Annotated in this window: 11 protein-coding genes; 7 read left to right on the top strand and 4 right to left on the bottom strand. The window is 75.5% G+C overall.

The window, feature by feature from the left end; translation table 11 throughout:
• Positions 1 to 44 precede the first annotated feature (44 nt).
• Positions 45 to 1085 (bottom strand): LacI family DNA-binding transcriptional regulator, encoded by a 1041-nt coding sequence (locus FS882_RS18760; protein WP_158375442.1) that lies wholly within the window; start codon positions 1083 to 1085, stop codon positions 45 to 47.
• Between the two features lie 190 nt (positions 1086 to 1275).
• Between FS882_RS18760 and FS882_RS18765 the strand changes: the two genes are divergently transcribed.
• Genes FS882_RS18765 through FS882_RS18780 form a run of 4 tightly spaced genes read left to right on the top strand, consistent with a single transcriptional unit; the run spans position 1276 to position 6331 of the window.
• The gene (locus FS882_RS18765) at positions 1276 to 2916 is read left to right on the top strand and encodes a GH39 family glycosyl hydrolase (RefSeq protein ID WP_262348404.1); all 1641 of its coding nucleotides are present in this window, start codon (positions 1276 to 1278) and stop codon (positions 2914 to 2916) included.
• A gap of 31 nt (positions 2917 to 2947) precedes the next feature.
• Positions 2948 to 4258 (top strand): extracellular solute-binding protein, encoded by a 1311-nt coding sequence (locus tag FS882_RS18770; protein WP_158375446.1) that lies wholly within the window; start codon positions 2948 to 2950, stop codon positions 4256 to 4258.
• A gap of 7 nt (positions 4259 to 4265) precedes the next feature.
• Complete coding sequence (locus tag FS882_RS18775; protein WP_158375448.1) at positions 4266 to 5405, top strand: carbohydrate ABC transporter permease; 1140 nt, start codon at positions 4266 to 4268, stop codon at positions 5403 to 5405.
• On the top strand, positions 5402 to 6331 hold the full coding sequence (locus FS882_RS18780) for a carbohydrate ABC transporter permease (RefSeq protein WP_158375450.1): 930 nt from the start codon (positions 5402 to 5404) through the stop codon (positions 6329 to 6331). Before FS882_RS18775 ends, FS882_RS18780 begins: the two co-directional genes overlap by 4 nt.
• 58 nt (positions 6332 to 6389) lie before the next feature.
• Here FS882_RS18780 and FS882_RS18785 read toward each other — a convergent pair whose 3' ends face one another.
• Together FS882_RS18785 and FS882_RS18790 are read right to left on the bottom strand one after the other, a co-directional pair.
• Positions 6390 to 7361, bottom strand: a complete 972-nt coding sequence (locus FS882_RS18785) for a phosphotransferase family protein (protein WP_158375452.1) — start codon at positions 7359 to 7361, stop codon at positions 6390 to 6392.
• A 119-nt stretch (positions 7362 to 7480) separates the two neighbouring features.
• The gene (locus FS882_RS18790; protein ID WP_262348405.1) at positions 7481 to 8167 is read right to left on the bottom strand and encodes a hypothetical protein; all 687 of its coding nucleotides are present in this window, start codon (positions 8165 to 8167) and stop codon (positions 7481 to 7483) included.
• A gap of 183 nt (positions 8168 to 8350) precedes the next feature.
• Between FS882_RS18790 and FS882_RS18795 the strand changes: the two genes are divergently transcribed.
• The 3 genes from FS882_RS18795 (at position 8351) to FS882_RS18805 (ending at position 11103) form a co-directional block, all read left to right on the top strand.
• Positions 8351 to 9568, top strand: coding sequence for an amidohydrolase family protein (locus FS882_RS18795; RefSeq protein ID WP_222848264.1), 1218 nt, complete (start codon positions 8351 to 8353; stop codon positions 9566 to 9568).
• Positions 9569 to 9584: 16 nt separating this feature from the next.
• The gene (locus tag FS882_RS18800; protein WP_262348406.1) at positions 9585 to 10184 is read left to right on the top strand and encodes a GNAT family N-acetyltransferase; all 600 of its coding nucleotides are present in this window, start codon (positions 9585 to 9587) and stop codon (positions 10182 to 10184) included.
• A 64-nt stretch (positions 10185 to 10248) separates the two neighbouring features.
• Positions 10249 to 11103 (top strand): NAD-dependent epimerase/dehydratase family protein, encoded by an 855-nt coding sequence (locus FS882_RS18805; RefSeq protein WP_158375454.1) that lies wholly within the window; start codon positions 10249 to 10251, stop codon positions 11101 to 11103.
• Positions 11104 to 11122: 19 nt separating this feature from the next.
• Here the strand turns inward: FS882_RS18805 and FS882_RS18810 are convergent, their stop codons facing one another.
• Positions 11123 to 13069 (bottom strand): M48 family metallopeptidase, encoded by a 1947-nt coding sequence (locus FS882_RS18810; RefSeq protein WP_158375456.1) that lies wholly within the window; start codon positions 13067 to 13069, stop codon positions 11123 to 11125.
• Between the last annotated feature and the right edge of the window lie 75 nt (positions 13070 to 13144).

Here is a 13144-nt window from a genome sequence, read left to right on the forward strand (position 1 = left end):
CCGACCGCCCGCGGCCGGCGCCCGACCGCGCCCGGACGCCGCGGTCAGGCCGGCACGGCCCCCGTGCTCGCCCGGACCGTCAGCGACGTGCCGAGCTCGACGCGCGCGGAGGCCGGGGGTCGCCCGTCGGCCATCGCGAGCGCGGTCCGCACGGCCATGCGCCCCATGTCCTCCAGGTGCTGGTGGACCGTGGTGAGCGGCGGCGTGGTCCACGCGGCCTGCGGGGTGTCGTCGAAGCCCGTCACGCTCAGCCGCTCCGGCACCGCGACGCCGAGCGCGCGGGCGGCGGCGAGCACGCCCACGGCGATCTCGTCGTCCGCGGCCATGATCGCCGTCGGCGGGTCGGCGGCGGCGAGCAGGTCGCGGGCGTGCCGCTCGCCGGTGTCCACGGCGAACTGGTCGGAGCGGACCAGGGCCGGGTCGGCCGGGACGCCGGCCGCGTCCAGCGCCGCGCGGTAGCCGGAGAGGCGCTCGCGGGCCGCGTCGGAGTCCTCGGGGCCGCCGACCCAGGCGATGCGGCGGTGCCCCAGCTCCAGGAGGTGCTCGGTCGCGGCGCGGGCGCCGTCCCAGTTGCCCGACCCGATGCTGACGAGGTGCCGGTCCCGGGTGCCGACCGGGTCGACCATGACGAACGGCAGGCCGGCGTCGCCCGCGGCGCGGATCAGCGCGCCCGGCCGGGAGAGCGTCAGGCCCACGACCCCGACGACCCCGGCGGCCTGCTGGTCGGCCACCCAGTCGCGGGCGACGGCCGGCTGCGTGCGGGTGTCCCGGTCCGGGGCGAGCCGGGCCAGCAGGTCGACCCGCTCGTCCGTGCTGGCGGCCAGCGTCCCCTGGAGCACCGCGAGGATGTACGGCGAAGCGGGCAGGTCGAAGACGACCGCCAGCGCCCGCCGGCCCGCGGCGCTCCCGGGGGCGGGGGCCGCGCGGTACCCGAGGGCGCTCACGGCGTCCAGGATCCGCTCGCGCGTCCCCGTCGAGACGTCGTCGCGGCCGTTCAGCGCCTTGGAGACGGTCGCCTTGGAGACGCCCGCCGCCGCGGCGACGTCCTGCAGCGTGGCACGGCGCCGGCCCGGGGCACTCGGCATGGGCACTCCTCGTCTCGAAACTGTTTCGCGAGTCTATAACGGTCCGCGCACGGCCACGGTGGGTTTTCGCCGGGGTGTTGCGCGATCGTGCCGCGATCTCCTACGGTCGGCCCCACGATACAGGTTGCGAAACCGTTTCGAACGACCGCGGGCAGCATCGCCGCCCCCCTGCCGACCGAAGGAGGTCTGCGTGTCTGCCGACGCACTGGCGTCACCCCTGACGATCGACGGTGGTCCCGCCGCCGACGTGCCGCTGCGGCACGTCTGGAGCGAGTGCCTGGGAGCCGGCCGCGCCAACGAGGCGCTGCGGGTGGACTGGCAGGACCAGTTCCGCGAGGCGGTGCGGGTGCTGGGGGCGCGCTCCGTGCGGTTCCACGGGGTCTTCCACGACGACATGTTCGTGTACCGGGCGTCGAACGGCGGCGGCTTCGGGCCGCCCACGCCGCTCGCGACGCCGGTGTACACGTACGCCTACGTCGACAAGGTGTTCGACGCGATCCTGGACGCCGGCGCCCGCCCGTTCGTCGAGCTCGGGTTCATGCCCCGCGAGCTGGCCCGGGACACCGAGACGCTGTTCTGGTGGAAGGCGCACGGCAGCCCGCCCACGGACCTGGGCCGGTGGGTCGAGCTCGTCACGACCACCGTCCGGCACTGGATCGACCGCTACGGCCTGGACGAGGTCCGCCGGTGGCCGTTCGAGGTGTGGAACGAGCCGAACCTGGTGCCGCACTTCTGGACCGGGACCCGGTCCGAGTACTTCGCGCTGTACGAGGCGACGGCCCGGGCGATCAAGGCGATCGACCCCGGCCTGCGGGTCGGCGGCCCGTCGTCGTCGGTGTTCGTCCCCGACGCCCGGTACGACGGCGAGTACCACGACCCGTCCCTCGAGGGGGCCACCGCCGAGTCGCCGGACCCGGACGCGCTGCCCTGGAAGCCGGTGTGGATCGAGGAGCTCATCGCGTTCTGCGCCGAGCGGGACCTGCCGCTCGACTTCGTCTCCACCCACCTGTACCCCACGGACTACGCGTTCGACACCCAGGGCGTGGGCCGGCCGATCAGCCGGCACCGGGACGCGACCCGCGACGACCTGCTGCACCTGCGCGCGCTCATCGCGGCGAGCCCGTACCCGCAGGCCGAGGTGCACGTCACCGAGTGGTCGACGTCGCCGTCCAGCCGGGACCACATGCACGACACCCTGTTCGCGGCCACCTACATCACCCGGGCGTTCCTGCAGAGCCAGGACCTCGCCGACTCGATCGCGTACTGGACCTTCACCGACGTGTTCGAGGAGGGCGGCGGGGGCATCGGCCCGTTCCACGGCGGGTTCGGCTTCGTCAACGAGCAGGGCCTCCACAAGCCCACGTTCCACGCGATGGCGATGCTGAACCGGCTCGGGGACCGCCTGCTGCTGCAGACGGAGCACGGCGTGCTCACCCGCCGCGCCGACGACGCCGTCGCCGGGGTGTTCTTCAACTACCCCGACTCGATGGGCGCCCGGTCCGTCGGCAGCGCCGGCAGCTACGCCGACGCGCGCCGGCTCGCCGGCGAGGGACCCGCCCGCCGGGTCACGCACACCGTCGCCGGGCTGGTCCCCGGCGCGGAGTACCGGGTCGAGGTCCTCGACTGGGAGCACGGCAACGTCGCCGAGGCCTGGTACCAGCGCGGCGCGCCGCTCAACCTGTCCCGCCGCGACGTCACCGAGCTCGCGGCAGTCGCCGACGACCTCGACCGCCGCACTCTCGCCGTCGACCCCGACGGCGTCCTGACGATCGACCTCGTGCTGCCCCCGTGGGCCGTCGCGTCGATCAGCCCCGTCCCGCCCACCCGCTGAACACCCACCGACCCTGAGAGAGGACCTCATCATGAGGATCACCGCGAAGTCCGCCGGCGCTGTCGCCTTCGCCGCCGTCTCCGCCCTCGCCCTCGCCGCGTGCGGCGGCGGTGGCGGCGGCGCGTCCGAGGAGGCCGGGGAGGACAACAAGCCCGACAAGCTCACCGTCGCCGCCTGGATGGACTTCCCCCAGGAGCTGCTGGACTCCTTCGAGGAGGAGACCGGCATCGAGGTCGTCGTCAACCGGTTCCCCGACGGGGCGTCGGCGCAGACCGTGCTGCGCAACGGCCTGTCGTCGGACGGCGCCGGGCTGTCGGACGTGCACCTGGTCGAGCTCGACTGGTGGACCGAGATGATGGCCGTGCCCGAGGACTGGGCCGAGCTGCCGGAGGTCCCGGACCGCTGGGTCGACTGGAAGGTCGAGCAGGGCTCGGTCGACGGCACGATCACCGGCTACGGGACGGACATCGGCCCCCTGGCCATCGCGTTCAACCAGGACATGCTGGCCGGCACCGGCCTGGCCACCGACCCCGAGTCCTTCGGGGAGCTCATCGGCGGGGACGGCGCCACCTGGCAGACGTTCCTCGACGCCGGCCGCCAGTACGTGGCGACCAGCGACAACTACTTCGTCGATTCGCTGACCAACGCGTTCCAGGCGGCGATCAACCTGCTGCCGGCGGCGTTCGAGGACCCGGAGTCGGGCCTGCCGTACGACCTCGCGGACAACACCGAGGTGAAGGACCTGTTCATGATGTTCGCCTCTGCCGCCGAGGACGACATCTCGGCCGGCATCGCGATCGGGCACGCCGACTGGGGCGCCGGGTTCCAGAACGAGCAGTGGGCGAGCGTCGTCACCCCGGCGTGGATGACCGGGATCATCGCGGAGAACGCCGACGGCGTCGACGGCTGGCGGATCGCCAGCACGTTCCCCGAGGGCGGCGGCAACTGGGGCGGCTCGTTCTTCGCGGTCCCGTCGACCGGTCCGAACACCGCGTGGGCGATCGAGCTCGCCGACTACCTGACCACCCCGGACGCGGCGATCGACTGGTTCAACGAGACCGGCCAGTTCCCGTCGCAGCTCGAGGCGATGTCCGCGCCCGAGATCGCCGAGGCCGAGAACCCGTTCTTCGGCGACCAGCGCGTCGGCGAGATCTACGGCGACCTGGCCGCGGCCGCGGGCGACGCGGCGGCCGGCGGGTACCGGGGCGAGAACTTCGCGGGCATCCAGACCCTGGTCACGGACGGCATCCGGCTCGTCGAGTCGGACAGCGCCACCGCGGAGCAGGCCTGGGCGTCGGTGGTCGCGGACTTCGACGCGCTCGGCTTCGAGACCGCGGACTGAGCCGCCCGTGTCGACCAGGTCGGCCGTCCCACCCGACGCGCGCCGCGTCGGGTGGGGGCAGCGGTTCTCGCGGTGGGACATCAAGGTCTCGCCCTACCTCTACGTCTCGCCCTTCTTCCTGCTCTTCGCGGTGTTCGGGGCCTTCCCGCTCCTGTTCAACGTGGTCGTCGCGGTGCACGACTGGCACCGCCGGGCCGGCATGGGCGACTTCGTCGGGATCGACAACTTCACCTGGGTGCTCCGGCAGCCGCTGTTCTGGCGGTCGCTGGAGAACACGTTCTCGATCTTCCTGTGGGGCGCCGTCCCGCAGCTGGTCCTCGCGCTGCTGATCGCGGCCGTGCTGGACCAGAACCTGCGGGTGCGGACGTTCTGGCGGATGAGCGTGCTCGTGCCGTTCGTCGTCATGCCGGTGGCGACCGCGATGATCTTCGGGCAGGTGTTCGGGCAGTTCGGGCTGCTGGTGCCGAACCTCCAGGAGCTCGGCCTGCTCACGGGGTCGGACTCGCCCTTCTTCCAGGACCGGCTGCTGTCGCACATGGCCATCGGCTCGATGGTGGTGTTCCGGTGGACCGGCTACAACGCGCTGATCTTCCTCGCCGCGATGCAGGCGGTGCCCCGGGAACTCTACGAGGCGTCCACCGTGGACGGGGCCGGCCGGCTCCGGCAGTTCTTCTCGGTCACCCTGCCGAGCATCCGGCCGACGATGATCTTCGTGACGCTCACCATGACCATCGGCGGGCTGCAGATCTTCGACGAGGTCCGGCTCTACGACGGCGGCGGGACGGGCGGGGGCAAGGGCGGCGCCGACAACCAGTGGACCACCGTCGTCCTCTACCTCTACGAGCTCGGTTTCGGCGACTGGCAGGACCGCCTCGGCCAGGCCGCGGCGGTCGGCTGGATCTTCGCCGTCATCATCGCGGTGTTCTCCCTGGTGAACTTCCTGCTCACCCGGTCGATCTCGTCGTCGCGGTCCCGGGCGCCGCGGGTCACGCGCGCGCAGCACCGGGCCGCCGTGGCGCGGGCGCGGGCCGTCGCGGCCGCGTCGACCCGGCCCGAGGCGGCCGCGGCCGCCGCACCCGGCAGGGACGGACCACCACCCGACGCGCCGGTCCACGACGCCGACGTCCAGGAAGGAGCGAGCCGATGAGCACCGGGTACATCGGGAACACCGCGGGCAAGGGGGCGGTGCGGTACGCGCAGAAGCGCGCGGCCCGCGGCCGGCCCGTCCGGCAGCACGACACCGCGGGGCGCCGCCCCGGGTGGGCGTCGTACCTGTTCCTGCTCGTCGTCTTCGTGGTGTCGGTCTTCCCGCTGTACGCCGCGGCGATGTACGGCTCGTCCACCAGCCAGGAGATCGCCCGGGCGGTCGGCGACCTGCCGACCTGGTTCCCGACGCTCGTCCTGCTGGAGAACTTCCGGGAGGTGGTCACCGCCTCGCAGTTCAACTTCTGGATGGCGTTCGCGAACTCCGTGCTGGTCGCGGTCGCGGTGACCGCGTCGACGGTGTTCTTCTCGACGCTCGCCGGGTTCAGCTTCGCCAAGCTGACCTTCCGGGGCCGTCAGGTCCTCTACGTGACCGTGATCGCCACCATGGCGATCCCGGCCCAGGTCGGCACCATCCCGATGTTCATCATGATGAACGACTTCGGCTGGATCGACTCCCTCGCGGCGCTCGCCGTGCCCACCCTGGTCACGGCGTTCGGCGTCTTCTGGATGACGCAGTACCTGCAGGAGGCGCTGCCGTTCGAGCTGGTCGAGGCGGCCCGGGTCGACGGGGCGTCGCTGTTCCGCACGTTCTGGTCCATCGCGATGCCCGCCGCGCGCCCGGCCGCGGCGACGCTCGCGCTGTTCACGTTCGTCGGGTCGTGGAACAGCTTCTTCTGGCCGTCGGTGGTGATGCGGTCGCAGCTGACCATGCCGCTCGTCGTGCCGCAGCTCAAGGGCGCGTTCACCTCGGACACCGGCCTGGTGATGTCCGGCGTGTTCCTGGTCGCGGCGCCGCTGCTGGTGGTGTTCGTCGTCGCCGGCAAGCAGCTCGTCGCCGGCGTGATGGCGGGTGCCGTGAAGGGCTGACGGCCGGCCGGGTGACGGCCGGCCGTCGGGGGGGTCTGGTCGCGGGACGTGCCCGCGGTCAGACCCCCAGACCGTCCAGCGCCCGCGCCAGCGACCGGCGGTTCGCCGCGTCGTACCCCGCGAGCCAGTCGCCCGCGTAGCCCCGCAGCGGCGCCTCGATCGTCATGACCAGGGCGAGCCACATCCGCGCCAGCAGCAGCCGCGCGGCGGCCCCGGGCGAGGTGGTGTCGAGGTCGCCGGCCACCGCCTCCGGGATGCCGTCCCACATCGGGTCGGCACCCACGAGGTCCAGCACCGGGTCGCCCCACAGCGCCCGCTCCGGGTCGATGACGCCGGTCAGCGCGCCGGTGCCCGGGTCGACGAACAGGTTCCCCGGCCACAGGTCCGCGTGCACGAGCCGCGGGGTCGGCACCTCGTCGAGCGCACCCGCGTGCGCCGCCAGGGCCGCGCGGACCCGGTCGGCCGGGATGTCCGGGACGCCGCCCCGCCCCGCGTCCGCGAGCAGGGCCTCGACGATCGCGGTGAACGCCGCGCGCCACGTCGGCGCCTGCAGGGCCGGCTGCTGCGGGTAGCCGAACACGTCGCCGGTGACGGTGCCGATCCGGCCCAGGACGACGCCGAGGTCCGCGCGGGCGCGCGCGGCGCGGGGGTCCTCGTCCGGGGACCCGAATCCCGCGCCCGCCCACGGCACGCCGTCGAGGTGCGCGGCGACGACGACGTCGCCGGGCACGACCGTGCGGCTGAAGTCGGTGTGCAGCAGGGCGGGCATCAGCAGGTCGGGCCGCTCGCCCGCGAGCGCGTAGACGGCGGCCTCGGTGCGGATCAGGTCGCGCTCGTGGGTCAGCAGGCCGGGGGCGTCCGCCGGCGCGGTCTTCACGACCACCCGCCGCCCGCCCGCCAGGGCGACCCGGTAGGTGGTGGCGAACATCCCGCCGTCGAGGCGCTCGGCGCTCTCGAGGACGCCGACCGGCGCGACGAGGACGCGCAGGGCGTCGAGGGGCAGGGCCGGGGGCGTGGCGTCGTCGGGCACGAGCAGCAGCGTAGGGGCTGGTCGGGGGCCCGGAGTGCGACCATCGGCCCGGTGGCCGCCCGGTGGCCGCCCGGTGGCCGCGCGGTCGGCCCGGTGCCGGGCCGCGCGGCCCGCCGCGGTCAGCCGCCCAGGCCCGCCCGGTCGACCTTCCGGTGGAACCGCATGCCCGCGAGCCCGCCGGCCACCGCGCCGAGCAGGCTGACCACGGCGACGACGAGCAGCGCGATGATGCCGCCGGTGGTGAGGTCGCCCTCGGCGACCGGGATGCGCGGGAAGCTGTCGAGCCGGCCGAGCACGTCGTACTGGTCCCCGGCGACGAGCGCCGCGACCGCGACGACGACGGCGATCAGCACGGCCCACAGCCACACGGCCACGCCCTGCTTCGCCCCGTCGAACCGGGCCATCCGGCCCGCGACGTACCCGCCGCAGTAGTAGGCGACGAACAGGACGACCGCGAGCACGATCGCGCCGACCAGCCCGATCGAGGTGGGGTCGGAGGCGGCCTGGTCGGCGGCCTCGCCGACCGAGGTGTCGTTCGCGACGCCGACGGCGGCGCCCGCGGCGGCCGCGAGCGCGGTGAGCAGCACGGCGGTCCCGGTGGCGGTGAGCCAGCCGAAGAACGCCGAGCCGAACTTCATGCCGCCGTACTCCTCCTTCTCGCGGGCGACGACGGCGTGCCGGTCGCGCGCGAGCGCCTCGGCGGCGGCGGGGTCGGCCGCGGCGGGGTCGCCCGTCGGGGCCGGCGCGACGTGCGCGCCCTCGCCCGGTCGGTCGGGGGTGGTGCGGGGGTCGTCGGAGGTGCTCATGGGGGGATGCTCCTCGGCTCGGCGCCGCCCCGGTCCTGGTGCGGCGGTGCGGCCGTCCGGCCGCGGGCGGTCCGGACGGCCTCGATGCGGGCAACGTAAGTCCGCCGGGCCGTGCCCGCGACCGCAGGGGGCCGCCCGGAGCCGGTCGCCGACCCGGTCGGTGCGACCTGGCACGATGGCCGGGTGGTGGACGACGACGCGACGACGGTGATCCGGGACGTGCGGCCGTGGGGCGGTGCTCCCGCCGACGTGGGGGTCGCGGGGGACCGGATCGCCTGGGTGCGCCCGGCCGGCTCCGCGCAGCCCGCGCCGGGCGCCGAGGTGGTCGAGGGGCGCGGCCTGCTGGCGCTGCCCGGGCTGGTGAACACGCACGCGCACGCCGACAAGAGCTGGTGGGGCCTGCCGTGGCAGTCCTACGGCGGCGAGGGCGGCACCCAGGGGCGGATCGCCCACGAGCGGGCGCGCCGCGACGAGCTCGGCATCCCGAGCGCCCCGGTCGCCGAGCGGGTGCTGCGGGAGTACCTGCGCACCGGCACCACCCGCGTGCGCACGCACGTGGACGTCGACCTCGGGCTCGGGCTGCGGGGGATCGAGGCGGTGCGCGAGGCCGCCGCGGCGCTGGACGGGGCGGTCGAGCTGACGGTCGTGGCGTTCCCGCAGGACGGCGTGCTGCGGTGCCCCGGCGTGCTGGAGCTGCTGGACCGGGCGGCGCGAGCGGGTGCGGAGCACGTCGGCGGCCTCGACCCGGCGCTGATCGACCGCGACCCGGTGGGGCAGCTCGACGGGCTGTTCCGGATCGCCGCCGAGCACGGCTGCGGCCTCGACATCCACCTGCACGAGCCCGGGGACCTGGGCGCGTTCGAGATCGACCTGATCCTGGACCGGGTCGAGCGGGACGGGATCGCCCCGGGCAAGGTCAACGTGGCGCACGGGTTCGCCGTGGTCGACGTCGACCCCGCGCGGCGCCGCGACCTGCTCGACCGGATGGGCGCGCTCGGCGTGACGATGACGACGGTGGCCCCGGTGCGGATGCGGCAGCTCCCGCTCGCCGAGATGGACGCCGCCGGGGTCAGGTTCGGGTTCGGCACGGACGGCATCCGCGACCTGTGGAGCCCGTACGGCGACGGCGACCTGCTCGGCATCGCCTGGCAGTACGCGCGTGCCGGCGGCGTGGTGCGGGACGAGGACCTGCGGCGGGTCGTCCAGCTCGCGACCCGGGACGGGGCGGCGTTCGTCACCGACGAGGTGCACGACCTGGTGCCCGGGGCCCGCGCGGACGTGGTGCTGCTCGACGCGGAGAACCCGATGGACGCGCTGGTGCGGCGCGTGCCGCGCGCGGCGGTCGTGGCCGGCGGGCGGGTCGTCGACCTGGCGGCGCTCGCGACCCGGCCCTGGGAGTGACGACGGACGTGCGGCGGTGAGCGCCGGGCGGGAGGCGGACGGCGCGGACCCGGCCCGGCGTGCGGGCGTCGGGACCGGCCCCGGGGCCGTGCTGCGCCCGTGGACGGCGGACGACGCCCCGGCGCTGCGCGCGGCGGTGGCGGGCGACGCGGACCTGGCCCGCCAGACCGGCGGGGCGGACCTGTCGACGGACGAGGCCGCGGCCGCGTACGTCCGCCGGCACCTGGCGCCGCGCGGGCCGCGGTCGTACGCCTTCGCCGTGGCGGTGGACGGGCTCGTCGTGGGCAACGTCGGGATCGGCGCGGTCGACGAGGTGCACGCGACGGCCTGGGTGTCGTACTGGCTCGCGGCGACGCACCGGGGCCGCGGGCTCGCGGTCGCCGCGCTGGTCGGTGCGTCCTCGTGGGCCGTCCGCGAGCTCGGGACGTTCCGGCTGGAGCTGGGGCACCGGGTCAACAACCCGGCGTCGTGCCGGGTCGCGACGCGGGCCGGCTACCCCGCCGAGGGGATCGAGCGGGCGAAGCTGCGGTACGGCGCCGAGCGGTTCGACGTCGAGACGCACGCCCGGCTCGCGACCGACCCGGCGCCCGGGGTGGCGGGCCTGCCGGTGCGCTGACCCGCGGACGGCGACGCGCGCGTCCGCGGTGGACGGGTGGCCGTCGCCGGGCGAGGATGCCGCCATGACCGAGACCGTCGCCGTGACCGGCGCGCTGGGCAAGGTGGGCCGCGCGGTGGTGCAGGACCTGCTCGCGCACGGGTACCGGGTGCAGGCGTCCGACGCCCAGGGCCCGTTCGGGGAGCGCGCCGGGCTGGGCGTGGACGTGCTCCGTGCGGAGCTCACCGACTACGGGCAGGCCGTCGAGGCGCTCGCGGGCTGCTCCGCGGTGGTGCACCTGGCCAACATCCCGCAGCCGGGGATGGAGTCGCCGCCGGACACCTTCAACCGCAACATGGCCGCCAACGCGAACGTGTTCCTCGCGGCGCAGCGCCTCGGGCTGCGCAAGGTGGCGTGGGCGTCGAGCGAGACGACGCTCGGGCTGCCGTTCGACGTGCCGCCGCGGTACGCCCCGGTCGACGAGGCGCACTTCCCGCACCCGACGACGACCTACGCGCTGTCGAAGGTGCTGAGCGAGGACCTCGCCGCGCAGGTCGCGGAGTGGTCGGGCATCCCGTTCGTCGGGCTCCGGCTGTCGAACGTGTTCCCGGCCGAGGCCTACGCCGCGGTGCCGTCGTTCCAGGACGACCCGGCGAAGCGGCGGTGGAACCTCTGGGGCTACATCGACGCGCGGGACGCGGCGACGGCGTTCCGGCTGGCGCTCGAGGTGGAGACGACCGGCTCGCAGAACGTCATCATCGCCGCGGCCGACACGATCATGGACACCCCGTCGGCCGACCTGCTCGCGGCGGAGTTCCCGGGCGTCCCGGTGCGCAAGGAGCTCGGGACGCACGAGACGCTGCTGGCGATCGACGGCGCCCGGGCGCTGCTGGGCTTCGAGCCGCAGCACTCCTGGCGCGACGAGGTCCCGCGGGGCTGACTGCAGGCGGCCCGGGGGATCAGACCCGGGCGGGGGCCGGGGCCGCGCGGCGCAGGCTCAGGACCGCGGCCGCGAGGACGGCCTCGGAGTTGTCCGCCAGCTTCTCCGCCCCGTAGCGGCCCTTCAGCCGCACGGTCCCGCCGCGCTTGAGCACCAGGGTCGCCCGCAGCGGCACCTTGCCCCGGACCTTCGCCGTCGCGACCTCCTCGAACGGCAGGTAGCGGAACCGGGCGGCGAGCTCGCCGACGGAGGCACCCTCGACGAGCGCGACCAGCCGCTTGCGACCGGACCCGCGCCGCGGCGCCGGGACCAGCACCAGGCCCTCGTCCAGCACGAGCACGTCGTGCCGGGCCCCGTCGACGGCGACCGACGCCACGCCGCCGAGCAGCGACGCCCCGAGCGCGTCCGCCTGCGCCGCGGCCTGGCCCGCGCGGTCGACGTCGACCCGGAGCGCCGCGAGGTGGCGGCGGGCGTCCCCGACGGTGCGCGGGTCGGCGGCGAGCACGGCCAGCGGGCGCGGGTCGATCGGCACGCCCGACAGGTCGACCAGGCGGGGGCCGCCGACCCAGGGCTGCTCCCAGCGGCCGATGCCGGCCTGCACGGCCGCGGAGCACACGACGACCTGGAGCGCGTCGACGAGCGTGCCGGCGTCCTCGTCCGGGGCGGGCCCGCCGGCGGGGAGCGCGGGCTGCGGGGCTCCGGGCGGCACCGCTCCCGGTCGGGCGGCACCCGGCGCCGCGGGCTCGGGGGCCAGGCCGAGCTCCAGCGCGAGCTCCGGTCCGCGGCCCTGGGCGACCAGCCCGAGCACGGTCGCGAGCGTCGCCCGCGGCAGCCCCGCGAGCCGGGCCGCCGCGCGGTAGACCGCGTCCGCGGTGCGCTGCCGGTTCCGGGTGGTGGCCGCCTCGCCGAGCGCGGGCCAGTCGAGCAGGGTCCGGTCCTCGAACCGCAGCGAACCCTCGGCGACCATCGCCGCGGCGTCCGGGAAGCCCGGGACCAGGAGGGTCGCGCGCCGGGTGTCCCGCGCCCGGTGCACGTCGGGCACCCGGTCCATCGCGGCGATCCGGGCGGCGTGCGACGGGTGGCTGTCCCAGCGGGACTGCGTGGCGTCGGGGGCCTGCCGGCGCAGGTCGGCGAGCTCGTCGGCGCGGGCGTGCAGCAGGGCGTCGAACCCGCCGAAGAACGCCGGCGCGGTGGGGGCCAGGCCGACCTCGAACGCGGGCGCCACGTACACGCCGGTGTAGTGCTGCCACGCGGCCGACACGACCTCGACCTCGCGCAGGGACTGCTGGGCGACCTCCCGACCCGCGACGGCCACGCTGATCTCGTCCGCCTCCAGCTCCTGGCGGCGGCTGACCGCCGCGGACACCAGCAGGTAGAGCCGGGCGTACCCCGCGAGCAGCCAGCCGACGACCGAGCCCGACGTGGCCTGGACGGTCGCGAGGACCATCGCGCGGCCGCGGTAGGCCAGGGGGCCGAGCCGGGTGTGGTTCCGGGAGTAGTGGCCGAGCTCGTGGGACAGCACGGAGCGGAGCATCGCGACGTCCAGCGCCTGCAGGAGCGGGACGCCGAGGTACATCCGCCGCCGGCCGCCGACCAGGCCCAGCAGCCGGGCCTCCTCGGAGACGGCGGCGTTGACGTCGGGGACCAGGCGGATCTCGTCGGGGGCGCGGGTGTGCGCGGCGGCCGCGAGCTCCCGGACGACGGTCCAGAGCTCCGGCGCGGACTGCGGCGGCACCTCGACGCCGTGCGGCGGGGCGGCCTTCGCGCGCGCGACCTTCCACAGCGCGGAGACGATCCCGACGACGAGGATGATCGCGAACAGCGCCAGGTAGCCGGCGCCCCGGGCCTGGTCGTTGGTGAACGCCAGCACGCTGAGCCAGCCGAGGAGGACGGCGAGCCCGACGGCGACGACGTAGAAGCCGGCGAGCATGCGGAGGGACAGCGCGGCGCGCAGCGTGGTGACCATCGGCGCCGGACGCTAGCACCGGGTCGGGCCGGCCCGCCCGGTGGGACCGCAGGTCCACCCGGGTGGCGGTCCCGG

The organism is Cellulosimicrobium cellulans (assembly GCF_007679345.1).
Lineage (GTDB): Bacteria > Actinomycetota > Actinomycetes > Actinomycetales > Cellulomonadaceae > Cellulomonas > Cellulomonas cellulans_A.